General features: G+C 72.2%; 20 protein-coding genes. 9 read left to right on the top strand and 11 right to left on the bottom strand.

Translation table 11 applies throughout. The annotated features are described in order from the left end of the window. Positions 1 to 115: 115 nt before the first annotated feature. Positions 116 to 748 (bottom strand): tRNA (guanosine(46)-N7)-methyltransferase TrmB, encoded by a 633-nt coding sequence (gene trmB, locus LV78_RS07825; RefSeq protein WP_253844329.1) that lies wholly within the window; start codon positions 746 to 748, stop codon positions 116 to 118. Between the two features lie 94 nt (positions 749 to 842). Beyond that, positions 843 to 1,469 carry a hypothetical protein gene (locus LV78_RS07820; RefSeq protein WP_308208684.1) on the bottom strand — a complete coding sequence of 209 codons (627 nt, stop codon included), beginning with the start codon at positions 1,467 to 1,469 and terminating at the stop codon, positions 843 to 845. 239 nt (positions 1,470 to 1,708) lie between these two features. On the opposite strand from LV78_RS07820, the gene LV78_RS07815 reads away from it, so the two are divergent. Further along, positions 1,709 to 2,947: a S8 family serine peptidase gene (locus tag LV78_RS07815; protein WP_253844039.1), complete on the top strand. Its 1,239-nt coding sequence runs from the start codon at positions 1,709 to 1,711 to the stop codon at positions 2,945 to 2,947. Positions 2,948 to 3,067: 120 nt separating this feature from the next. On the opposite strand, the gene LV78_RS07810 is transcribed toward LV78_RS07815, so the two are convergent. Next, positions 3,068 to 3,835: a hypothetical protein gene (locus LV78_RS07810; protein ID WP_253844328.1), complete on the bottom strand. Its 768-nt coding sequence runs from the start codon at positions 3,833 to 3,835 to the stop codon at positions 3,068 to 3,070. A 5-nt stretch (positions 3,836 to 3,840) separates the two neighbouring features. Further along, on the bottom strand, positions 3,841 to 4,761 hold the full coding sequence (locus LV78_RS07805; RefSeq protein ID WP_253844038.1) for an ABC transporter ATP-binding protein: 921 nt from the start codon (positions 4,759 to 4,761) through the stop codon (positions 3,841 to 3,843). A 214-nt stretch (positions 4,762 to 4,975) separates the two neighbouring features. Between LV78_RS07805 and LV78_RS07800 the strand changes: the two genes are divergently transcribed. Further along, a complete protein-coding gene (locus LV78_RS07800) occupies positions 4,976 to 5,407 on the top strand; it encodes a PPOX class F420-dependent oxidoreductase (RefSeq protein ID WP_253844037.1) in 432 nt (143 codons plus the stop codon). Between the two features lie 55 nt (positions 5,408 to 5,462). Here the strand turns inward: LV78_RS07800 and LV78_RS07795 are convergent, their stop codons facing one another. Then, on the bottom strand, positions 5,463 to 5,819 hold the full coding sequence (locus tag LV78_RS07795) for a hypothetical protein (protein ID WP_253844036.1): 357 nt from the start codon (positions 5,817 to 5,819) through the stop codon (positions 5,463 to 5,465). 91 nt (positions 5,820 to 5,910) lie between these two features. Between LV78_RS07795 and LV78_RS07790 the strand changes: the two genes are divergently transcribed. After that, positions 5,911 to 7,215 (top strand): amidohydrolase family protein, encoded by a 1,305-nt coding sequence (locus LV78_RS07790; protein ID WP_253844035.1) that lies wholly within the window; start codon positions 5,911 to 5,913, stop codon positions 7,213 to 7,215. Positions 7,216 to 7,272: 57 nt separating this feature from the next. Here LV78_RS07790 and LV78_RS07785 read toward each other — a convergent pair whose 3' ends face one another. The 4 genes from LV78_RS07785 to LV78_RS07770 form a co-directional block, all read right to left on the bottom strand. After that, entirely contained in the window at positions 7,273 to 7,962 is a 690-nt protein-coding gene (locus LV78_RS07785; RefSeq protein ID WP_253844034.1) for an SDR family oxidoreductase, read from the bottom strand. A 112-nt stretch (positions 7,963 to 8,074) separates the two neighbouring features. Then, positions 8,075 to 10,198, bottom strand: a complete 2,124-nt coding sequence (locus LV78_RS07780) for a PhoX family protein (RefSeq protein WP_253844033.1) — start codon at positions 10,196 to 10,198, stop codon at positions 8,075 to 8,077. 141 nt (positions 10,199 to 10,339) lie between these two features. Then, positions 10,340 to 12,379: a PhoX family protein gene (locus LV78_RS07775; protein WP_253844032.1), complete on the bottom strand. Its 2,040-nt coding sequence runs from the start codon at positions 12,377 to 12,379 to the stop codon at positions 10,340 to 10,342. A gap of 60 nt (positions 12,380 to 12,439) precedes the next feature. Continuing rightward, positions 12,440 to 13,600, bottom strand: coding sequence for an MFS transporter (locus tag LV78_RS07770; protein WP_253844031.1), 1,161 nt, complete (start codon positions 13,598 to 13,600; stop codon positions 12,440 to 12,442). Positions 13,601 to 13,665: 65 nt separating this feature from the next. Here LV78_RS07770 and LV78_RS07765 point away from each other — a divergent pair, with 65 nt between their 5' ends. The 3 genes from LV78_RS07765 (at position 13,666) to LV78_RS07755 (ending at position 15,903) form a co-directional block, all read left to right on the top strand. After that, positions 13,666 to 14,307: an HAD family hydrolase gene (locus LV78_RS07765; RefSeq protein WP_253844030.1), complete on the top strand. Its 642-nt coding sequence runs from the start codon at positions 13,666 to 13,668 to the stop codon at positions 14,305 to 14,307. Positions 14,308 to 14,358: 51 nt separating this feature from the next. After that, on the top strand, positions 14,359 to 14,952 hold the full coding sequence (locus LV78_RS07760) for a DUF3800 domain-containing protein (protein ID WP_253844029.1): 594 nt from the start codon (positions 14,359 to 14,361) through the stop codon (positions 14,950 to 14,952). A 222-nt stretch (positions 14,953 to 15,174) separates the two neighbouring features. Further along, entirely contained in the window at positions 15,175 to 15,903 is a 729-nt protein-coding gene (locus LV78_RS07755; protein WP_253844028.1) for an SDR family NAD(P)-dependent oxidoreductase, read from the top strand. Positions 15,904 to 15,975: 72 nt separating this feature from the next. Here LV78_RS07755 and LV78_RS07750 read toward each other — a convergent pair whose 3' ends face one another. Both LV78_RS07750 and LV78_RS07745 read right to left on the bottom strand, forming a co-directional pair. After that, positions 15,976 to 17,067, bottom strand: a complete 1,092-nt coding sequence (locus LV78_RS07750) for an inositol-3-phosphate synthase (RefSeq protein ID WP_096497480.1) — start codon at positions 17,065 to 17,067, stop codon at positions 15,976 to 15,978. A 29-nt stretch (positions 17,068 to 17,096) separates the two neighbouring features. After that, complete coding sequence (locus tag LV78_RS07745) at positions 17,097 to 17,642, bottom strand: PadR family transcriptional regulator (RefSeq protein ID WP_253844027.1); 546 nt, start codon at positions 17,640 to 17,642, stop codon at positions 17,097 to 17,099. A 165-nt stretch (positions 17,643 to 17,807) separates the two neighbouring features. Between LV78_RS07745 and LV78_RS07740 the strand changes: the two genes are divergently transcribed. The 3 genes from LV78_RS07740 to LV78_RS07725 all read left to right on the top strand — a co-directional run bounded on the left by LV78_RS07740 (position 17,808) and on the right by LV78_RS07725 (position 22,778). Then, positions 17,808 to 18,212, top strand: coding sequence for a DUF5318 domain-containing protein (locus LV78_RS07740; RefSeq protein ID WP_015805702.1), 405 nt, complete (start codon positions 17,808 to 17,810; stop codon positions 18,210 to 18,212). A gap of 423 nt (positions 18,213 to 18,635) precedes the next feature. Beyond that, on the top strand, positions 18,636 to 21,089 hold the full coding sequence (locus tag LV78_RS07730) for a transglycosylase domain-containing protein (protein ID WP_253844326.1): 2,454 nt from the start codon (positions 18,636 to 18,638) through the stop codon (positions 21,087 to 21,089). 129 nt (positions 21,090 to 21,218) lie between these two features. After that, the gene (locus LV78_RS07725) at positions 21,219 to 22,778 is read left to right on the top strand and encodes a glycosyltransferase family 87 protein (RefSeq protein ID WP_253844026.1); all 1,560 of its coding nucleotides are present in this window, start codon (positions 21,219 to 21,221) and stop codon (positions 22,776 to 22,778) included. Positions 22,779 to 22,816 lie beyond the last annotated feature (38 nt).

Raw genomic sequence — 22,816 nt, 5'->3', positions numbered from 1 at the left:
GTGCTGATGGCGGTGTCCAGCGTGCTCGTCGACTCGCAGAAGTGAGCGGCAGAGGTGACGCGGAGCGGGGAGTGCGCACAGGGGAAGCGCCCTGTGCGCACTCAGCCCGGCAGCGTCACAGCCGCTCGAACATCAGGTCGTGGCTGACCCGCTCCTCCTCGACCGCGCGCTGCTCGAACTTCGTCACCGGTCGCCACTCCGGGCGCGGGGCCCAGCCGTCGTGCAGGTTGCGCAGCGCGGGCTCGGCGGAGCACACCTCCAGCATCTGCTCGGCGTAGCTCTCCCAGTCGGTCGCCATGTGCAGCGTCCCGCCCGGCCGCAGCCTGCTGGCCAGCAGCTTCACGAACTCCGGCTGCACGAGCCTGCGCTTGTGGTGCTTCTTCTTGGGCCAGGGGTCCGGGAAGAAGATCCGGACCCCGGCCAGCGTCCCCGGTTCGACGTGCGACTCCAGCAGGTCGACCGCGTCGCCGCGGAAGGCCCGCAGGTTCGTCGCGCCGAGCGCCTCGGTGCGCAGCAGAAGCTGCCCCAGGCCCGGCTTGTACACCTCGACCGCGACGTAGTTCAGCTCCGGCGCGGCGGCCACCAGCTGGCTGGTGGTCTCACCCATGCCGGAGCCGATCTCCAGCAGGACGGGGGCTTCCCGCCCGAACCAGGCCGTGAAGTCCACCGGCCCCTCGGGGAGCGCCTTGACCTCGCGGCCGACGCGGTCCCAGTGGGTGTCCCACGCGCGCTGCTGACCGACGGTCATCCGCTCGCCTCGCTGGACGTAGCTGACGACGGTGCGGTGGTGCGCGGGGCGTTCCTGCTTGCTCGGTGTCACGGGCGCACAGCCTAGGACAGCGCTACGCGATGTTCTCCAGGTCCTCGATCTGCTCGCCCAGCTCGGCGGGGGTGAAGGCGATCGGCTGGCGCAGTCCCGGCCCCCGGTGCGCGGGCAGCAGGTCCACCCAGCCGGGGTGCTCGTCGGTGAACTGGACGGTGGTGGGCTCGGCCGGGCCGTAGACGCCGCTCTCGGACGGGACGAACTCCCAGTAGCCGACCTCGCCCTCGTCCGCCCACGGCACGTAGATCCACCCCGGCCTGCTCAGCAGCAGCACCGACACCTCGTCCTCGACGGCGAACCCGGCCGCGCGGGACGGGAGCCTGCCCCGGTCGAGCGCCCGCAGCCACCACGGCGCGGGGACGCGGGCGCCGACGCCCCGGACCGCCCGGTACAGCGAGAGCACCTGGCGCTCGTCGGCCCGGTGCACCCAGGCTCTGCGGGACTGCGCGGGGGACGAGGCGAGCTCGGCGCCGCCCGCCGCCTCGATGGCGTCCGCCCACTCCAGGCCGAGCATGGGTTCGACGCGCAGCCCCCGGTCGCGCTGGCGGGGTCGGGGGAGCTCGGTGGGGCGCGTCGCGGAAGTCGGCAGCTTCGCCTGTGGTGACCGCTTCGCCTGGGATTCCGCGTTGAGGTCTGGATCGAGCACCGCCACGGGTTCACCTCCGGAGGGTTCCTTGACGGGGTTGGCGAATTCGCGTGCGTGCACACCGCCGCCTCACGATTCGCTACTTTCATCCCACCTGCTCGCCCGGTTCCTGTCATGGCCGGTTGGGACAGTTCACGGGGTCTTAACGAAGGACTTACTCCGTGCGCGTGACCTCTTGAGCTCGAAACATGAACGGCATCGAATATTTGTGACCTGAACCACAAGGCGGTGTTCCGAAGGTGCTCCCGGTCGCGCTCGCGGTGCTGGCCATGGTCGCGCAGACACCCGCCTGGTCGGTCGGCCAGCAGCAGTGGCACCTGGACGCGCTGGGGGTGCACCGGGCGCACGAGCTGGCTCGCGGCGACGGGGTCGTGGTGGCCGTCGTGGACTCCGGGGTGGACGACACGCGCCCGGACCTCGCGGGTCGGGTGCTGCCGGGGACGGGCGTCGGCGACGCGGTCGGCACCGGCGGGGTCCAGGACCGGTCGGGGCACGGGACGGCGATGGCCGCGCTGATCGCCGGGGTCGGCGAGTCCGGCGGGGTGCTGGGCGTCGCGCCCGCCGCGCGGGTGCTGCCGGTGTCGGTGGGCGTGGACGGGACCGGGTTCACGCTGGCCGCCGTCGCCGAGGGCGTGCGGTGGGCGGTGGACAACGGGGCCGACGTGGTGAACCTGTCGCTGACCTCGGTGGCGACCCTGACGCCCGAGCTGACCGACGCGGTGGACTACGCGTTCGAGCACGACGTCGTGGTGGTCGCGGGCACCGGCAACTCCGGCGAGGAGCACGTGGGCGCGCCCGCCGACATCCCCGGCGTGATCGCGGTGGCGGGCACGACCCGCGACGGCTCGCCGTGGGCGCGGTCCAACACCGGGCCGACGACCGTACTGGCCGCGCCCGCCGAGCGGGTGGTGACGGCGGTGCCGCTCACCTCGTCGGCCAGCGGGTACGCGGCGGTCGACGGGACCAGCGCGGCGACGGCGCTGGTGAGCGGCGTGGTGGCGCTGGTGCGCTCGCGGTTCCCCGACCTGGACGCGGCGAACGTGGTGAACCGGCTGGTGATCAGCGCCGTCGACCTGCTGGAGCCGGGGCGGGACGACCGGACCGGGTTCGGGCTGGTGAACCCGGTGGGCGCGCTGGAGGGCCGCATCCGCGAGGTGGACCGCAGCCCGCTGCTGCCGCCGAGGCCGCCGCTGCCCGCCGCGACGGCGGCCCCGGACCCGGCGCTGGCGAGCGCGGAGCCGGACCGGGGGAGCGCGCGGGTCGAGGCCGAGCCGGGCGGTGGGGTCGGGCCGGTGGAGCGGACCGCGTGGGTGACGGCGGTGGTGCTGCTGCTGGCCACGGCCGGGCTGGTGGTGCTCCGGCGCTTCCGGAACGCCGAGCCGGGCGCAGCGGGCACGCCGAGCGCGGACGGGCCACCGCCGGGCACGTGGCCACCGGGCACGACCACGCCGGGCGCGCCGGACGCCGAGCACCCCTGACGCCCGCCCCGCAGGCCCCCCGAACAGCGAGGAGCGCGGGCGCCTCCCCGAAGGCCGCCCGCGCTCCGCTTCCCCCGACCGGCCCGCCACCCCGACGGGCGGGCCGGACGACCTCCCCCGCTACGCGTCCCTGCGGTTCACCACGACCAGCGACACCACGAAGACCGCCACCGCCACCGCCGCGAAGTAGCCCAGCGACGGCCACGGCCCGAGCGGCCCCTCCGGCGCGGGCGGCTGGCCCGTCCCCGCCACCGCCGCGCCGGTCGGCGACCCGAGCACGAAGTTGTCGACCACCGCGAACGGCAGCCAGTCCTGGATCTTCGGCCCCACGTTCGGGATCAGCCCGACCAGGCTCTCGCCGACCATCGAGTACACCAGCAGCACGGCCACCGCCCCCGCGGTGTGCCTGACCAGCGCCCCGACGCCCACGGCGAGCACCGCGGCGGCGGCGTAGACCAGGCCGACGCCCGCGACGTGCCGCCAGTCCGCCGCCGAGTCCAGCGCCAGCTGCGAGGAGTCCGCGGCGACCAGCCTGCTCGCGCCCCACGAGGTGAACGCGATGACCTCGCCGACGATCCCGGCGAGCAGCGCGACCACGACCACCTTGGCGACCATCACCGCGTTCCGGTCGGGCACGGCCTGGAACGTGGCCCGCATGGTCCCGAACCGGTACTCGGTGGTCACCGCGAGCGCGGCCATCACCATGACCACGGACATGCCGAACGAGTAGGTGAACTGGGTCGTGCTCACCTGGACCGGCGCCTCGGCGGGCATCTCCATCGCGATCAGCGTCGCGATCCCCGAGGTCATCACGAGCGCCAAGGCCGCGCACCACCACGGCGACCGCGTGCTGAACAGCTTGATCCGCTCGACGGCGAGCAGGGCCACGGCGGTCACACCCCCTTCTCGGCGGAACCGGTCTGGTACTCGACCGAGTCACCGGTCAACTGCATGAACGCCTCCTCCAGCGAGGCCCGCTGCGGGCTCAGCTCGTGCAGCACGACCCCGTGCCCCGCCGCCACCTCGCCGACCTCGGCCCCGGTCGCGCCCTCGACCGTGAGCACGCCCTCCGCGCCCTCGGCGACGGTGAACCCCTTGTCCCGCAGCAGGGACGAGAACCGCTGCCACTCGGGCGAGCGCACCAGCACGGTGGCCTTGGCGGAGCGCTCGACGAACTCGGCGGTGCTGCACTGGGCGATCAGCTCACCCCGGCCGATCACCACGAGGTCCTCGGCGGTCAGCGCCATCTCGGACAGCAGGTGGCTGGACACCAGCACGGTGCGCCCCTGCGCGGCCAGGCCCTGCATGAAGCGCCTGATCCACAGGATGCCCTCGGGGTCCAGGCCGTTGACGGGCTCGTCGAACAGCAGCACCTTGGGGTCGCCGAGCAGGGCGCTGGCGATGCCGAGCCGCTGGGACATGCCGAGCGAGAACCCGCCCGCCCGCTTGCGCGCCACCTTGGTCAGGCCGACCTCGTCGAGCACCTCGTCGACCCTGCGGACCGGGATGCCGTTGGACCTGGCCATCCACAGCAGGTGCGTGCGGGCCGAGCGGTTGGGGTGCACCCACTTCGCGTCGAGCAGGGCGCCCACGACGCGCAGCGGGTTCTTGATCTTGTTGTACGGCGTGCCGTCGATCAGGACCCGGCCCGCCGTCGGCCGGTCGAGGCCCAGGACCATCCGCATGGTGGTGGACTTGCCCGCCCCGTTCGGGCCGAGGAAGCCGGTCACCCTGCCAGGTCGGACGGTGAACGACAGGTCGTTCACCGCTACGGTGCTCCCGTAGCGCTTGGTGAGGCCGATCGCCTCGATCATCGAGTGCTCTCCTCTCGCTTCCCCGGTTCTCCGCTGTGGTGAAAAAACTTCCACCCCGGCGTGCCCGCGCACATCGACCGGTAGTCGAAAGCCGCGTCCTTCTTCGGTCTCATCTTCGGTATTACTGCGAACGGGCGACTCCGTGATCACCCTGAGTCAGCCCTGCTGTTTCCCGCGCGGGCTCTCGGGGTTCCGCGGCCCTACGGTTGGCCCCATGGGTTACACGGATGCCCCCGAGGGCTGGTGGCGTGAGTTCGTCGCGGCCAGGCCGCGCACCGGGAAGCTGGCCGTCGTCCGCGCCGACGGGTCGCCGCACGTGACGCCGGTCTGGGTCGACGTGGACGGCAGCTCGATCGTGTTCACGACGCACGTGGAGTCGGTGAAGGGCAAGGCGATCCTGCGCGACGGGCGGATCTCGCTCTGCCTGGACGACGAGGAGCCGCCCTACGCGTTCGTGACGCTGTCGGGGAAGGCCGAGGTGGACGACGACCCGGAGCAGGTCACCTACTGGGCGGGCAGGCTCGGCGCGCGGTACATGGGGGCGGACCGGGCGAACGAGTACGCCGAGCGCAACGGGGTGCCCGGCGAGGTCGTGGTGCGGCTGCGGAACCCCAAGGTCGTGGCGAAGGTGGACGTCGCCGACTGAGGCGGCTGCGGGAGTGGGCGGTCCGGGCCGAGGGACCTGGTCCGGGTGGCCGGGGCTAGTCGCCGAAGACCAGCCTCGGTCGCCGCAGCGGCGCCTTCCACAGCCGCACGGCCAGGTCCGCGTACCACTCCTGCGCCTCCCGCTCCTCCTCGAAGCCGAGCAGGAACGCGATGTCGTCCCAGGTCCAGCCCTGCCGGATCAGCAGGGCGATCATGCTCGCGTCGGACTGGTCCACCTTCCGGCGCGCGTCGAAGTTCATGTGGGCCCAGCCCGCGATGACGTCGTCGGGCACCCACGCCCGACCGACCCCCGCCGAGTCGACCTCGACGGAGAGCGGCATCGCGACCAGCGGCATCCCCCCGACCAGGCGGTGCTGCTCGGGGGTGAACCGGCTGCGCAACCAGTCGTCCACGGCTCTGGGGCAAGGGCGCGGTCCCTCCACGTGAACGAGTTTCGGCTTGTCACCCCGGCCGGTCAACCGCTCTTGCGGCAGGATTCACCGCATGACCTTGCGCCTGCACGCCCCGGTGGTCCTGCCCTGCGACCCCGCCTGCACAGTTCTGCGCGACGCGGTGGTCGACGTCGACGAGCACGGCAGGATCGCCTTCGTCGGCCCCCGCGCGGACGCCCCCGAGCACACCGGGACCACCCGCGAGCTGACCGGCATCCTGATGCCCGGCCTCGTCAACGCCCACGCGCACACCCCGATGATCCTGCTCAGGGGCATGGGCGGCGACCTGCCGCTGATGCGCTGGCTCCAGGAGGCCATGTGGCCCGCCGAGGCCAAGATGACCCCCGCCGACATGCGCTCGGGGATGCTGCTCGGCGCGGTCGAGATGCTCCGCAACGGCGTCACCACCAGCGCGGAGATGTACTTCAACGGCGAGCAGCTCGCCGAGGCGGTCATCGAGGCCGGGTCCCGCGCGCTGTTCGGCGCGGCGATCATGGAGCTGCCCGGCATGGACTGGCGGGCGCAGACCGACGAGGTGAACCGCTGGATCGACGCGGACGGCCTGCGGATCGGCCCGCACGAGCGCTTCGAGATCAGCTACGGGCCGCACTCGGCGTACACGCTCTCGGCGGACGCGCTCGGCGTCGTCGGCGGCGAGGCCAGGCAGCGCGGGGCGCTGGTGCAGGTGCACGTGGCCGAGTCGACGCAGGAGGACGTGGCGCAGCGCGAGCAGTACGGCTCGGTGCCGAAGCTGCTGGAGCAGGTCGGCGCGCTCGGCGGTCGCGTGCTGTCCGCCCACTCGGTGCACCTGTCCGACGAGGACGTGGCGATCTACGCCCGGCACGGCGTCGGCGTGGCGCACTGCCCCGGCTCGAACATGAAGCTCGCCTCCGGCGTCGCGCGGATCAGGTACTACCTGGACAACGGCGTGAAGGTCGGCCTGGGCACGGACGGCCCGGCCAGCAACGACGACCTGGACCTGATGGAGGAGGCGCGGCTGGCCGCGCTGCTGGCGCGGGTGTCGGGCCTCGACGCGACGGCGATGCGGGCGGCCGACGCGCTGCTGCTGGCCACCAGGGGCAGCGCGGACGCGCTGGGCCGCGACGACATCGGCGCGCTGGAGGCCGGGCGCTGGGGCGACGTGGTGCACGTGGACGTGGACGACCCGGCGTTCGCGACCGGGCTGGACGCGCCGGACGAGCAGGTGCTGGCGAACCTGGTGTGGGCCAGCGGGACGCGGCGGGTCAGCGACGTGTGGGTCGCGGGCGAGCAGGTCGTCGAGGCGGGCGAGTCGACGCGGGTGGACCGCCGGAAGGCGCAGGCCGAGGTGGCGGGGATCGCGGCCCGGCTGCGGTAGCGCGTCCCGCGCTCCCGGCCGCCGCGTCGCGGCCGGGAGCGGGCGCCGCCCAGGGGCTCAGCCGAGCTTGGTCCTGGGGCGCACCACGATCTCGGTGATGTGCGCGTCGTCCCCGGCCAGCACCGCGCGCGCCACCGCGTCCGCGACGGACCCGGCCCGCAGGTACAGCTCGGCCTCGTACTCGCCGCCCTCCTGCTGCCGCACGTCGCGCTGCATGTCCGTGTCGACCCGGCCGGGGTGCACCGAGGTGACGCGCAGGGCGGGCTCCTCGGCCCGCAGGACGTCGCCGAACGCCCGCAGCGCGAACTTGCTGGCCGCGTAGACGCCCCAGCCGGGGTTCGCGCGCAGCCCGGCGCCCGAGTTGATCAGCACCACGTCGCCGCGCGCCTCGCGCAGCAGCGGCAGCGCCAGCCGGGTCAGCTCGGCGACCGCGACGACGTTGACCTCCAGGGTCCGCCGCCACACCTCGGCCGACGCGTCGGACAGCGGCCCGAGCTCGGCGACGCCCGCGCTGTGCACCAGCACGTCCAACCGCTCGATCCCGGCGACCGCGCGGGCCAGCGCGTCCGCGTCGGTCAGCTCGACGGCGAACGGCCGGGCGCCGGGCAGCTCGTCGGCCAGCGCCCGCAGCGCGGCCTCGTCGCGCCCGCCGAGCAGCACGTCGTGGGTGGGGGCGAGGGCGCGCGCCACGGCGGCGCCGATGCCTCGGGAGGCTCCGGTGATCAGGGCTGCGGGGCGTTCGGTCATGGGGGAACCCTAGAGGGTGAACCGGGTGACGTCCGCGCGCGCCGCCGCGATCACCCCTGGTCAGCGCGACGGCCCCGCGCACGGGGTGCGCGGGGCCGTCACCCGTGCCGGGTCAGCCGCAGACGCGACCCCGGTCCTTCTTCCACACCGCGACCACGGACGGCCTCGGCTGCGAGGTCCCGCCGTCCGGCCAGTGCGACGCGGGGTTGTCGGCGTTCGCCCCGTCGACCTCGCCGGGGTGCTGCACCGACACCAGCACGAACTCGTCGTCCACCACGGGCCCGCAGGTCTCCGCGCCGCGCGGCACGGTCAGGAACTGCTTGACCCGCCCCCGGTACCTGCCCTCGACCGGCACGGCGAACAGGCCGTCGTTGGAGCCGAGCGCGTTGCCGTCGGTGGAGATCCACAGGTTGCCGCGCGAGTCGAACGCGAGGTTGTCCGGGCAGGAGATCGGCGAGACCTGGGTCTTGTCGTAGCCGCCGAAGTAGGTGTCGGCGGTGGCCGGGTCGCCGCAGACCAGCAGCAGCTTCCAGGAGAAGCTCAGCGCGGTGTTGTCGCCGCGCCGCTCCTCGATCTCCAGCACGTGGCCGTGCTTGTTGCCGGGGCGCGGGTTGGGCTCGGTCGGGCCCTCCTTGCCGGTCTTGCCCCGGTCGGTGTTGTTGGTCAGCGCCGCGTAGATCCGGCGGTTGCGCGGGTTCGGCTCGACGTCCTCGGGCCGGTCCATCTTGGTCGGCGACACCGCGTCGGCGGCGAGCCGGGTGAAGACGTAGACCTCCTCGGCGGTGAAGCCGGGCACGAACGAGCGGTTGCCCGCCGCCAGCCGGATCCACTCGCCCGCGCCGTCGAACTCGCCGTCCGATGGCAGCTTGCCGGAGCCGTCGATCTCGGCGGCCGGGCTGTCGCCGGTGAGGCGGGCGACGTACAGGGTGCCCTTGTCCAGCAGCTTCTTGTTGTGCTCGCGGGCGTGCTTGCTGTTGCCCGGCTTGTACTTCTCGTCGGAGACGAACTTGTACAGGTAGTCGAAGCGCTCGTCGTCGCCCATGTAGGCCACGACGCGGCCGTCCTGGGCGATGATGACGTTCGCGCCCTCGTGCTTGAAGCGGCCGAGCGCGGTGTGCTTGACCGGGGGCGCGTCCGGGTCGTGCGGGTCGATCTCGACGACCCAGCCGAAGCGGTGCGCCTCGTTGGGCTCCTGCGTGAGGTCGAACCGCTTGTCGAACCGCTCCCACTTGCGGGTGGTCGCGCCGGAGGACATGCCGTAGCGGGCGATCCGCTTCTGCCGCACCGGGTCGGTGACCGCGTTGCCGTTGGCGAAGTACTGGTTGAAGTTCTCCTCGCCGGACAGGATCGTGCCCCAGGGCGTGACGCCGCCCGCGCAGTTGTTCATCGTGCCGAGCACGCGGGTGCCGGTGCGGTCGGCGGAGGTCTTGAGCAGGTCGCTGCCCGTCGCCGGGCCGGTGACGCGGAACTCGGAGGTGAGGGTGACGCGGCGGTTGTAGCGGCGGTCCGGCTTGGGCCGGAGCTGGCCGCTGCGCCGGTCGCGCTCGACCAGGACCACGGACATCCCGTGCGCGGCCCAGGCGATCTCGACCTGCTCGCGGGTGGGGTTCGCCGCGTCGTAGCCGCGGAACATGAACTCCTCGGTGGTGTACTCGTGGTTGCTCACCATGAGCCACCGGTCCCGGCCGTCGAGCGGGACCAGGCCGCAGAAGTCGTTGTTGAAGCCGAACTGCTTCGCCTGCGCGGCGGCGGTCTGGCGGTCGAAGTCGAACTTCGGCGCGCCGGGCAGGACCGGGTCGCCCCAGCGGATCACGACGGACTGGTCGTAGCCCTCGGGGGTGACGACGCGGTCCTCGGTGTTGGGGGCGACGGGCGTGAAGTTGAGCCCGTCGCGCCTGCGCCCGCCGCCGAGGTCGAAGTCGGCGCCCGCGAGGTCGGGCTTGCCTGGGGCGGCTGCGGCGGTGCCCGCGAGGCCGACGCCCGAGGCGCCCGCGACGGCGAGCACGGCGCCCGCCTTGAGCAGGCCCCGGCGGCGCACGACCTCGCCGACGACGTCGCCGAAGTAGGCGTTGTCGGAGGTGTTGGGCGCCTCGTGGGCGCAGGCGTTGCCGCAGCGGTACCGGCAGGTGACGGCCGCTCGGCCGACCGGGTGGTTCGGGAACAGGGGCAGCAGGTGACGACCCTGGTCGGTGGGAGAGGGCACGCGGACCTCCGTGCATCGGTGGGAGCTCGTCATCGGGGAACTCGCGAGACGCTAGGTTTCGCAGTCCTCGTCCGGTGGGACAGCGGGTGAACGCCAGGCGAACACCTGCGCCGGGGGTGGAGAACGGATCACCCGCCGTCCGTCCGGACGCGCGCTCCTGCCGCGCTGGGGCGCTCAGCCGAGGCCGATGTCGCCCAGCCTGCCGCGCTCCTCCCGCCACACCGCGACCACGGACGGCCTCGGCTGGGAGTCGCCGCCGTCCGGCCAGTGCGACGCCGGGTCGTCGGCGCTCGCCCCGTCGACCTCGCCGGGGTGCTGCACGCACACCAGCACGACCTGCCGCCCGACGACGGGCCCGCAGGTCTCCGCGCCGCGCGGCACGGTCAGGAACTGCTTGAGGTGCCCCCTGGACCGCCCCTCGACGGGGACGCCGAAGAGGCCGTCGTTGTGACCCGCGAGCGCGCCGCCGGAGTCGGTGGCGATCCACAGGTTGCCGTGCGGGTCGAACGCGACGTTGTCGGGGCTGGAGATGGGGGAGACGCGGTCCTTGGGGAAGCCGCCGAAGTAGGTGTCGGGCGCGGCCGGGTCGCCGCAGACCAGGAACAGGTTCCAGGCGAAGGTCGTGGACAGCGGGTCGTCGCGGCGCTCGGTCAGCTCCAGCACCTGGCCGTGCCGGTTGTTGATCCTCGGGTTCGGCTCGGTCGCGCCCTCCTTGCCGGGCTTGCCGCGCTCGGTGTTGTTGCTCAGCGCGCAGTACAGGACGCCGGTGCGCGGGTGGGTCTGGAGGTCCTCGGGGCGGTCCATCTTCGTGGCGCCGACCCGGTCGGCGGCGATCCTGGTGAAGACGCAGACCTCCTCGGCGGTCATGCCGTCCACGAGGGACCGGGTCCCGGAGACCAGCGGGATCCACTCGCCGGTCCCGTCGAACCGGCCGTCCGAGGGCAGCGCGCCGGAGCCGTCGATCTCCTCGGGCGGGCTGTCGCCGGTGAAGCGGGCGACGTACAGGATCCCGTCGTCGAGCAGGGTCATGTTGTGCCTGCGGGCGGCCTTGCTGTCGCCGGGGCGGAAGCGCTTGGCGGAGACGAACTTGTAGACGTACTCGAAGCGCTCGTCGTCGCCGGAGTAGGCGACCACGCGGCCGTCCGCCGCGATCCGGACGTTGGCGCACTCGTGCTTGAAGCGGCCGAGGGCGGTGTGCTTGACCGGGGTGGAGGTCGGGTCGTGCGGATCGAGCTCGACGACCCAGCCGAAGCGGTTGACCTCGTTCGGCTCCTGGGCGAGGTCGAAGCGGGGGTCGAAGCGCTCCCACTTGCGGGTGGTGGCGGAGCCGGTGACGCCGTAGCGGGACAGGCGCGGGTCGGCCAGGGCCTCGGCGTTCGCGAAGTACTGGTTGAAGTTCTCCTCGCCGGACAGGATCGTGCCCCAGGGCGTGACGCCGCCCGCGCAGTTGTTCATCGTGCCCAGCACGCGGGTCCCGGTCGGGTCGGCGGAGGTCTTGAGCAGGTCGCCGCCCGCCGCCGGACCGCGCACCTCGAACGGGGTGGCGAGGGTGATGCGGCGGTTGTGCCGGGAGAACACCGGGCGCAGCGCGCCGTCGCGCGGGGAGCGCTCGACGCGGACGACGGTGAGCCCGTGCGCGGCCCAGGCGATCTCGACCTGCTCGCGGGTGGGGTGGTCGGCGTCGTAGCCCCGGAACATGAGCTGCTCGGTGGTGTACTCGTGGTTGACCACGAGCAGGCCGGTCAGCTCGCGCGGGTCCAGGGGGAGCAGGGCGGCGAAGTCGTTGTTGAAGCCGAACTGGCGGGCCTGGGCGGCGGCGCTCTGGTGGTCGAAGTCGAACTCGGGGGCGCCGGGGAACAGCGGGTCGCCCCAGCGGATCACCACGGACTGGCGGTAGCCGTCGGGGACGACGACGCGGTCCTCGGCGTTGGGCGCGACGGGGGTGAAGTCGAGCCCCCTCGGGGCCGGGAGGCCTGCGGCTCCGGTGGTTTCGGCGGCTTCGGCCGCTTCGGCGCCCTGGGCGGAGAGGGTCGCGAGCGCGACCAGGGCCGTGCCGCCCAGGAGCGCGGTCCTGCGGCTGACGAGGTCGCCGAAGTACGGGTTGGCCGTGGGGTTGGGCGCCTCGTGGAAGCAGGCGTCACCGCAGCGGTAGCGGCAGGTCAGCGCCGCGCGGCTGGGCGAGTGGTTGCCGATCAGGGGGAGCTGGAACGTCACGTCGAACGCCTCCTGCGGTCAGGTCGGGTCAACTGACCGTAGGCCGGCGTTCACCCTTTGTTAACCCACGGCGTCCTCGCCGACCAGCACGGCTTCGGCGGGCACGACGCGGTCGTCCCCGCCCTTGAAGGCGAGCAGCGCGGCGGCCAGCGCGCAGGAGATCGCGGCGACGACGAACGGCTGGGGGAGGTGGCTGACGAACGTGGCGGCGAGCGCGCCGCCCAGCCAGCGCAGGAAGTTGTAGCCCGCGCTGGCGACCGGCCTCGGCGCGGGGCTGACGCTCATCGCGGTTCCGGTGAACAGGGTGTTGAGCAGGCCGGAGACCAGGCCGGACACGATGATCGCGACGACCAGCAGGGTCTTGTCCGGCACGGCCATGACGAGCATCAGCGCGGCGAACGCGAGCACGGCGACCAGCGCGGCGCGGCGCTCGCCGAGGCGGGCGGCCAGGCGCGGGGCCAGCAGGACGCTGGAGAGCGCGACGCACAGGCCCCAGCCGAAGAAGACCAGGCCGATGTCGACCGCGCCCCAGCCGAGCACGAACGGCGACCAGGCGAGGACGGCGAAGAACGCGGCGGTGTAGAGCGCGGAGGCCAGGGCGGTGCGCAGCAGGCCGGGGTGGCGCAGGGCGCGCAGCGGGTCGAGCACGCCGACCCGGCCGCGCTTGCCGTCGTCGGCGAGCCAGACCGCGCAGAGCACGAGGGCGAGGGCCATCAGCACGGCGGTGCCCAGGAACGGGCCGCGCCAGGAGACGCTGCCCAGGAGCGCGCCGAGCAGCGGTCCGACGCTCAGGCCGAGCCCGAGGGCGGCCTCGTAGAGCAGGATCGCGCCCTCCTGGCCGCCGCTGGCCGCGCCGACGATGACGGAGAGGGCGGTGGCGATGAAGAAGGCGTTGCCGAGGCCCCAGACCGCGCGCAGGCCGATCAGCTGGCCGATCGAGCCCGCGAGGGCGCAGAGCAGGGTGGCCACGACGATCAGCGCGAGGCCTGCGACGAGGGTCCGCTTGGCGCCGAACCGGGCGCTGGCCGCGCCGGTGAACAGCATGGCGAGGACCTGGACGCCGAGGTAGGAGGAGAACAGGAGGGTGACCTGGGACGGGGTGGCGTCGAGGCCTTCGGCGATCGACAGCAGGATCGGGTCGACGAGGCCGATGCCCATGAAGGCGATCACCGCGGCGAACGCCGTGACCCAGACCTGGCGGGGTTGGTGGCGGAATTTCATTTCGCCATGCTAACCGATTTTACTTAGCATGGCGAAGGACCGTTCGAGGCAGTAGCTTCGGCCGGATGGATGCTGTGGTGTTCGACCTGGACGGCGTGCTGGTGGACTCCGAGCGGACGTGGGACGAGGTCCGCAGGGCGTTCGCGGCCGAGCACGGCGGGGTGTGGCCGGACGGGGCGACGGTCGCCATGCAGGGCATGAGCACCCCCGAGTGGGGCGAGTACCTGGTGCGCGAGGTCGGCGTGCGGCTGAGCGCCGGGGAGGCGTCGTCCGGGGTGATCGCCGAGATGGCCCGCAGGTACGAGCAGGGCCCGCCGGTCCTGCCGGGCGCGGTCGAGGCGGTCCGCGCGGTGGCCGAGCGGTGGCCGGTGGCGATCGCGAGCTCGTCGCCGCCGGTGCTGATCCAGGCGTTCCTGGAGGCGACGGGCCTGGGGGAGCTGGTGCGGGTGGCGGTGTCGAGCGAGCAGGCGGGCGCGGGCAAACCGGCCCCGGACGTGTACCTGCTGGCCGCGCGGGGGCTCGGCGTGGAACCGGGGCGGTGCGCGGCGGTGGAGGACTCGACGAACGGGCTGAAGTCGGCGCGCGCGGCGGGGATGGCGGTGTACGCGATCCCGAACCCGGACTTCCCGCCTTCGGCGGAGGCGTTGGAGGGGGCGGTGGTGCTGGGCGGGATCGGGGAGCTGGTGGGGGCGTTGACACGGGGCTGAGACGGGGGGCGACGTTAGCCCGTTCAGCTCAACCACCAGTAACCTCCCCGCGTGGAGATCAAGTCGGCCGTTCACCGGGCCTTCGCCGACGAGTCGTTCCAGGAGAGCCCGGACAACCAGGGCTTCTACGTGCTCGCGGCCGTCGTGTTCGAACCGGAGCAGCACGAGGCGGCACGCGAGCTGGTGCTGGCTCTCCCCGGTCGCCCGCGCAACGCCAAGCTCCACTGGACCTCGATGAGCAAGAAGTACCGGCACGAGGCGGCGCGCCGCTTGGCCGAGCTCGACGGGATCCACGTGGTCGCGATCGGTTCGCCGGTGGCCCCGCGCAGACAGGAGCGAGCGCGGGCTGCCTGCTTGACCCGGCTGGTCCACGAATTGCACGGCTGCGCGGTGACCGAGCTCGTCCTGGAGGCCAGGACCGCAGAGCTGGACGAGCACGACATCACCACCGCGACCGGCGCCCGCTACCAACTGCCCAAGGGCACCCGGTTCCGGGTCACCCATCAACGGGGAACCGAAGAACCGCTGTTCTGGGCGGCCGACATCGTGGCGGGCGCCGTCAGGGCCGGACGGATGGGCAAGCCGGAGTACCGCGAACTGCTGGGAGAACGGCTCTACGACGTCGAAGTCGACACCGGTCGCTGAGCGAGCAGGCGCGCGACCTGCGGACATGCGTAAGGCCAGGGTCCCGGTATACCCCAGGTGCACCTGGCCTTGCGACTCGAGCGGCACCCACGATGCCTCTCTCCCGCCATGAACTATACCCCCTGCGGCGGGGTGCGGAATCGACTCGGCCGGGTGAACCCGGACAAGCCCGCACCTTCATCACCCCCTGCTCCCACCAGGTGAAACACCTAGCCTGTCGGCATGGAGCAACGAGTTGCCGTGGTGACCGGCGCCGCGCAGGGCATGGGGTTGGAGATCGCCGGCCTGCTGCGGGCCGAGGGGTACTCCGTCGTCGGGTTCGACCTGGCCGCCACCGAGGGCGGGGTGGTCGGGGACGTGTCCTCCGAGGAGGACGTGGCGCGGCTCGCCGAGCACGTCGGGGACCGGGTGGACGTGCTGGTCAACAACGCGGGCATCGCCGCCATCACGCCCTTCGAGGAGACCTCCCCGCAGCTGTGGCGGCGGGTCATGGAGATCAACCTCACCGGGCCGTTCCTGCTCTCGCAGGCGCTCGGGGCGAAGATGCTCGCGCGCGGCTCCGGCTCGATCGTCAACATCGCCTCGGTGGCCGGGCTGAGCGGCGTGGCGGACCGGGCCGCCTACAACGCCAGCAAGCACGGCCTGATCGGCATGACGCGCACGCTCGCCGTCGAGTGGGGCGGGCGCGGGGTGCGGGTCAACGCGGTCTGCCCCGGCTGGGTCAAGACCGAGATGGACGTCGAGTCGCAGGCGGGCGGGCACTACGGCGACAGCGACATCACCGACCACGTCCCCATGGGGCGCTTCGCGTTCCCCGGCGACATCGCGCAGGCCGTCGCGTTCCTGGCCGACCCCGCGCGCAGCGGCTTCGTCAACGGCGTCGCGCTGCCGGTCGACGGCGGCTGGACCGCCGACGGGTCCTGGCAGTCGCTTCGGCTGTCCAAGCGCTGAACGGGAACGAGCCGGGCGGCCCCCACCAGCGCTGGGGGGCCGCCCGGCTCGTCGGAGAACCCGGACGTCAGCTCAGCGCTCGACCTCGCCGCGGATGAACTTCTCCACGGCCTCGCGCGCCTCGGTGTCGTCGTACTGCTCCGGCGGGGACTTCATGAAGTACGACGACGCCGACAGGATCGGCCCGCCGATCCCCCGGTCCAGGGCGATCTTCGCCGCGCGCACCGCGTCGATGATGATGCCCGCCGAGTTCGGCGAGTCCCACACCTCGAGCTTGTACTCCAGGTTCAGCGGCACGTCGCCGAACGCCCGGCCCTCGAGCCGCACGTACGCCCACTTGCGGTCGTCGAGCCACGCCACGTAGTCCGACGGTCCGATGTGGACGTTCCGCTTGCCCATGTCCCGGTCGACCTGGGAGGTGACGGCCTGCGTCTTGGAGACCTTCTTGGACTCCAGGCGCTCCATCTCCTTCATGTTCAGGAAGTCCATGTTGCCGCCCACGTTCAGCTGCATGGTGCGGTCGAGCTGGACGCCCCGGTCCTCGAACAGCTTGGCCAGCACGCGGTGCGTGATGGTCGCGCCGACCTGGGACTTGATGTCGTCGCCGACGATCGGCACGCCCGCCGCGCGGAACTTCTCGGCCCACTCGGGGTCGGAGGCGATGAACACCGGCAGGGCGTTCACGAACGCCACGCCCGCGTCGATGCACGCCTGCGCGTAGAAGCGGTCCGCGTCCTCGGAGCCCACCGGCAGGTAGGACACCAGCACGTCGACCTCGGCCTCGCGCAGCGCCGCGACGACGTCCACGGGCTCGGCGTCGGACTCCTCGATGGTCTCCAGGTAGAACTTGCCGAGGCCGTCGTAGGTGTGGCCGCGCTGCACGGTCACGCCGAGGGGCGGCACGTCCGCGAGCTTGATGGTGTTGTTCTCGCTGGCGAAGATCGCCTCCGAGAGGTCTGTCCCGACCTTCTTGGCGTCCACGTCGAACGCGGCGACGAACTCGACGTCGCGCACGTGGTAGTCGCCGAACTGGACGTGCATCAGGCCGGGAACGCGCGTGGCCGGGTCGGCATCGCGGTAGTACTGGACACCCTGCACCAGCGACGCCGCGCAGTTGCCCACTCCGACGATGGCCACTCGAACAGTGCGGCGCTTGTCGCCCATGCCGAGTCCTCCTTCTTGTTCTGCGTCAGTCATTCGTCCCGCTCACCCAGTTCGGCCTGCTCGTGGGCGATCAGCTCGTTGAGCCACCGCACCTCGCGCTCGCTGCTCTCCAACCCCATGCGGTGCAGCTCGCGGGTGTAGCGGTCGATCCGCTCCCCGGTCTCGGCTAAGGAGGACCGCAGGCCCTCCCTGCGCTCCTCGACCCGCCGCCTGCGGCCTTCGAGGATGCGCACCCTGACCTCGGCGGGCGTCCGGGAGAAGAAGGCGAGGTGCACGCCGAACGAGTCGTCGTCCCAGGTCTGCGGCCCGGCGTCGGCCAGCAGCTCCCCGAACCTCTCCTTGCCCTCAGCGGTCAGCCGGTAGACCTTCCGCGTCCGGCGGTTCCAGGCGCGCTCCTCCTCGCCGGGGACCTCCTCCACGATCAGCCCGTCGCGTTGCAAGCGGCGCAGCGCGGGGTACAGGGCCCCGTAGGAGAAGGCCCTGAACGCCCCGAGCAGGCCGTGCAGCCGCTTGCGCAGCTCGTAGCCGTGCATGGGCGCCTCGTGCAGCAGGCCCAGGATCGCGAACTCCAACACGAGATCACCCCCTGATCCGCACGCCGATGGGTGAACCGAGTATATCGACGCGATACATCCGACCCTCCTGGAGCTGTGTCATCTCGCACACAGTGGCACTGTGACGAGCGCCACTGGCCTGAACGGCCCTCCGGCGGGATCGGGGGGCCACGTACTCTGGGGGCCGTGCTGACCCAACGCCAGGTCGTGGACTACGCCCTGCAGCGCAGAGCGCTGCTGGCGGGGGTCCACGCTGGCCGGGTGGGCACCATGGAGGTGTGCGACGCCAGCCCGTACCTGCTGCGAGCTGCGAAGTTCCACGGCGAGCCGAGCGACGTGACGTGCCCGGTGTGCCGCAAGGAACCGCTCACCCTGGTGTCCTGGGTCTACGGTGACGAGCTCAAGCACGCGGCAGGGTCCGCGCGCACGCCGGAGGAGCTCGGGCGGATGGCTAACCTCTTCGAGGAGTTCTCCGTCTACGTGGTTGAAGTTTGCCGCACGTGCAGTTGGAACCACCTGGTGCAGTCATACGTCCTGGGGACGCGGGGGATTGGCTCGACCAAACCCCGCCGCAGGACCGCGTCGGAGTGACCCCGCTCCCGGTGCGGTTGGTGTGACCACCGAACCGCGCGCACTCGGCGCGCCGGTCTGGGAGGCCTTTTCGTGAACGACCAGCATGACGACAGGCACGGTGGCGGGGAGCCGCAGTGGCCGACCGGGGAGGACCCGGACGGCGGGGCGATGCCCCCGCGCCGGGGCGCCCAGGACCAGCCGGAGCGGAACATGCCGCCCGGCGGTTTCGCGCGCCCCGGCTCACCCGGCGGTCCGCCCCCCCGGCAGCCCGGCCCCGGTGCGGGTCCCGGCCCTCGGGCAGGCGGTCCCGGCACACCCGGCGGCGGCGCGCCCGGCACACCCGGTGGACCCGGCGGCCCCCTGGGCGGCCCTCCCCCCGGTGGCCCCATGCGGCCCCCCATGCCCCCCGGCGGTCCGCGGCGCCCCGGCCCCGGTGGCCCCGTGCCGCCCGGCGGGCACCTGGGCGCGGGTGGTCCCGGCGGTCCGCGCCGCCCCGGCGGCCCCGGCCCCGAGCGCAGGCCCGGCGAAGAGCCGACGGACATGCTGCCCGCGCTCACCCCGCCGCCACCGCCGAAGCGCGAGCCCGACCTGCTCACGCACCGCGAGGCCGACGAGGAGATCGACGCCTTCTACGAGGGCGACGAGGACGACTACGACGACGAGCTGACCGACGACGAGGAGCGCGCCCTGCGCCGCAAGAAGATCTGGCGGCGCGTCCGCCGGGTCTCCTACGTGGCGCTCGGCCTGATGATCCTGTCGCCGGTGGTCGCCTTCGCGATCGCCTACCAGGTGATCGACGTCCCGAACCCGGAGGACATCGCCGCCCAGCAGGGCAAGGCGATCACGATCCTGTACGCCGACGGGTCCCCGATGACCACGATCGCGGACAGCGGGTCCAACCGGTCGATGATCACCTACGAGGAGCTGCCCGAGGTCGTCAAGAACGCCGTCTTCGCCGCCGAGGACCCGACGTTCATGACGAACCCCGGCTTCGACTTCACGGCGATCGCCCGCGCGGTCTGGTACCAGATCAAGGGCGGCGACAGCGGTGGCTCGGGCCTGACGCAGCAGTACGTCAAGAAGGCCACCGAGGACGAGTCCGCGACCCTCACGCGCAAGTTCAACGAGATGGTCCGCGCGTACAAGATGTCCAAGCAGCAGAAGAAGGAGGACATCCTCGCGGCCTACCTGAACACGATCTACTTCGGCAGGTCGGCGTACGGCGTGAAGACCGCCGCGAAGATGTACTTCAACAAGGACCTGAAGGACATCTCGCAGGCCGAGGCCGCCCTCCTCGCGGGCATGATCCAGAACCCCGGCCGCTCCGAGGAGACGGAGTACGTCAAGGAGCGCTGGGAGTACGTGCGGGGCCAGCTGGTCAAGAACAGCATGATCGACCAGGCCACCGCGGACTCGATGCAGCAGCCGCCGATGGCGCCGCTGGAGGAGGTCACCGAGAACGCGCTGACCGGTCCCAGGGCGTTCATCCAGCAGCAGGTGTTCTACGAGATGTCCAGGGACCCGATCGGGATGACCCAGGAGGACGCGGGTCGCAAGGGCGTCGTCATCCACACCACGATCGACCAGAAGATGCAGCAGGCCGCCGAGGACGCGGTCAACGAGGTCATGAAGGGCGAGCCCGAGGAGCTGAAGACCTCGCTCACCGGCATCGACCCGAAGACCGGCGCGGTGCTCGCCTACTACGGCGGCTCCGACGGCATGGGCCTGGACTACGCCACCGGCACCATCCAGGAAGCGGGCTCGTCGTTCAAGCCCTTCGACCTGGTGGCGGCGCTGGAGGACGGGTTCGGCCTCGGCTCCCCGTTCGACGGCGTGTCGCCCAAGTCGTTCCCCGGCATGGACACCAAGATCCGCAACGCCTCCGACCCCACCAACTCGTGCGGCCCGGAGTGCCCGCTGCGCGAGGCGATGAGGCTGTCGCTGAACACCGTGTTCTACGACCTGGTGTTCAACCACACCGGCGCCGACGCGGTGGCCGAGGCGGCCTGGGCCGCGGGCATCCCGAAGCAGGTCTCGGTCGGCGGTCAGAAGATCGACACCCTGGTCGGCGAGGGCGGCGGCAAGCCCAACACCGGTATCGCGCTGGGCGGTGACGTCGCGCGGGTGCGCCCGTTCGACATGGCCTCGGCCTACGCGACGTTCGCGGCGCGCGGCGTCCACCACGAGCCGTTCTTCGTCTCGAAGATCACCGACTCGTCGGGCGAGACCATCCTGCACCAGCACATCGACCAGAAGCGCGACGCCTTCGACACGACCAACTCCCAGCTCAACCGGGACATCGCGGACAACGTGACCGAGGCGCTCAAGCCGATCCCGCAGCACTCGAAGATCGCGTGCGCGGGTGGCCGCGAGTGCGCGGGCAAGACCGGCACGCACGAGCTCCCGGACGACGCCTCGCAGAACTCGAAGGCGTGGATGGTCGGCTACACCAAGTCGCTGTCGGCCTCGGTGTGGATGGGCCGCAACGAGGGCAACGTGGCGCTGAAGAACGCCGCGGGCCAGCCCATCTTCGGTGGCGGCCTGCCGGGTCAGATCTGGAAGAAGTTCATGGACAAGGCCCTCGACGGGACTCCGAAGGAGACCTTCGACAAGGCCAAGCCCCTGGGCCAGTACAACAACCCGGTGAAGACCTCCTCGGCCAAGCCGAGCACGCCGTCCTCCGCGCCGCCGTCCTCGACGTCCAGGAGCCGCGAGGAGGACGAGGACGAGTCGACCCCGCCGTCTCCGTCGAGGAGCAACGGCAACAGCTCGTCGACGCCCAACACGGGCATCACGTGCCTGCCGGGCCTGTGCCCGCCCGACCCGAGGCCGACCGGGGGTCCGAACCCCGATCCGGCTGTCGGCGGCGGCGGCCGGAACGACGGCGGAGGCTGACCGCACGTCCGCTGACGAGGGGCGCGCATCCCACCACGGGGTGCGCGCCCCTCGCGCTTTCCGGAACCACCCGGACCCGCGCTGCGGGCTTGCTGTCCGTCGCGCAGAGCTACCCGTAGCATCCGGCGGGTGGCCAGTCCTTCGCAGCACTCCCAGGCGTCAGCCGAAGACACCGACTCGCTCACACCCGAGGAACGGGTGCACCCGACGTGGACGGAGTCGCTAGCCAGAGGCTTGAGCAGGCCGTTCGGCGGACCGGCGGGCAGGCACGCCTCGCTGGGCAGGCAGTGGTTCTGGACACCGCTGCGGGTGGTGCTGCTGCTGACCCTGGTGACGCTGTCGCTGGCGTTCCTGCAGAAGTCCCCCTGCATCCAGCAGTACGTGGACTCCAACGGGGTCGTGCAGCTCGACTGGCGGGGCGGCAAGCAGTACACCGCCATGTGCTACTCCGACACCATCCCGCTGTACACGGCGGAGCGGCTCGACCAGCCGGGGATGTTCCCCTACAAGACGCACTGGTTCGACGACCAGGGCAAGCCGACCGAGCACATCCGGTACATGGAGTACCCGGTGCTCACCGGCCTGTTCCAGTGGGTCAACGCGCGCATGGCGCAGGGCTGGACCGCGATCGCGGAGAGCACCGGCCTGCTGCCCTCGCCGATGACCGTCATCGTGTACTTCGACTTCACCGCGCTGTGGCTGGGGCTGGCCTGGCTGGTCACCGCGTGGGCGACGCTGCGGATCGCCCGCCGCAGGCCGTGGGACGCGGCGCTGGTCGCCGTCTCGCCGCTGGTGCTGGTGCACGCGTTCACCAACTTCGACACGCTGGCCACCGCGTTCGCCACGGCCGGGATGCTCGCCTGGGCGCGCAGCAAGCCGATCCTGGCGGGCGCGCTGATCGGTCTCGGCGCCGCCGCCAAGCTGTACCCGCTGTTCCTGCTCGGACCGCTGGTGCTGCTGTGCTTCCGGTCCGGGAAGATGCGCGAGGCGCTGAACACCGTGCTGGCCGCCGCGCTGGCGTGGCTGGCGGTGAACCTGCCGATCCGGCTGGCCTACCCGGAGGGCTGGGGCGAGTTCTTCCGGCTCAACACCCTCCGGGGCGTGGACCCGGACACGATCTACAACGTGCTGGTGCAGTGGACCGGCTGGACCGGGTTCGACCCCGGCCTCGGCTTCCGCGAGCCGCCCGCCGTGCTGAACGCGGTCACCGCCGCGCTGTTCCTGCTGTGCTGCGCGGGGATCGCGGTCGTGGCGCTGTCCGCGCCGACCAGACCCCGGCTGGCGCAGCTGTGCTTCCTGGTGGTGGCGGCGTTCCTGCTGACCAACAAGGTGTGGAGCCCGCAGTACTCGCTGTGGCTGGTGCCGCTGGCCGTGCTGGCGGTGCCGAGGTGGAAGCTGCTGCTGGCCTGGATGACGGTGGACGCGCTGGTGTGGGTGCCCCGGATGTTCTTCTACCTCGGCGAGGAGAACAAGGGCCTGCCGATCGACTGGTTCCTCGGCGCGGTGCTGCTGCGGGACGCGATGGTGCTGCTGCTGTGCGTCGTGGTGCTGCGGGAGATCTACAAGCCCTCGCTCGACCTGGTCCGGGTCTCCGGTGACGACGACCCTGCGGGCGGCGTGCTCGACGGCGCCCCCGACCGCAGGGTGCTGCGGCTGCGGCCCGCCGACCGGACGGCCACGCCCGCCTGAGCCGCGCGCTCCGGCCCGACTACGCCGAAGGCGCCCTC

Source organism: Actinosynnema pretiosum, from assembly GCF_024171695.1.
Classification (GTDB): Bacteria; Actinomycetota; Actinomycetes; order Mycobacteriales; family Pseudonocardiaceae; genus Actinosynnema; species Actinosynnema pretiosum.
The sequence above is the reverse complement of the archived record's forward strand: the minus strand, read 5'-3'. Positions and strand labels throughout refer to the sequence as shown.

Coding starts and splice junctions, on each gene's coding strand:
- trmB (WP_253844329.1), bottom strand. CDS start 748: ATGACCGTCGGTCAGCAGCGCGCGTGGGACACCCACTGGGACCGCGTC.
- LV78_RS07800 (WP_253844037.1), top strand. CDS start 4,976: ATGGGTTACACGGATGCCCCCGAGGGCTGGTGGCGTGAGTTCGTCGCG.
- LV78_RS07805 (WP_253844038.1), bottom strand. CDS start 4,761: ATGATCGAGGCGATCGGCCTCACCAAGCGCTACGGGAGCACCGTAGCG.
- LV78_RS07750 (WP_096497480.1), bottom strand. CDS start 17,067: ATGGGCGACAAGCGCCGCACTGTTCGAGTGGCCATCGTCGGAGTGGGC.
- LV78_RS07780 (WP_253844033.1), bottom strand. CDS start 10,198: ATGACGAGCTCCCACCGATGCACGGAGGTCCGCGTGCCCTCTCCCACC.
- LV78_RS07790 (WP_253844035.1), top strand. CDS start 5,911: ATGACCTTGCGCCTGCACGCCCCGGTGGTCCTGCCCTGCGACCCCGCC.
- LV78_RS07755 (WP_253844028.1), top strand. CDS start 15,175: ATGGAGCAACGAGTTGCCGTGGTGACCGGCGCCGCGCAGGGCATGGGG.
- LV78_RS07765 (WP_253844030.1), top strand. CDS start 13,666: ATGGATGCTGTGGTGTTCGACCTGGACGGCGTGCTGGTGGACTCCGAG.
- LV78_RS07770 (WP_253844031.1), bottom strand. CDS start 13,600: ATGAAATTCCGCCACCAACCCCGCCAGGTCTGGGTCACGGCGTTCGCC.
- LV78_RS07785 (WP_253844034.1), bottom strand. CDS start 7,962: ATGACCGAACGCCCCGCAGCCCTGATCACCGGAGCCTCCCGAGGCATC.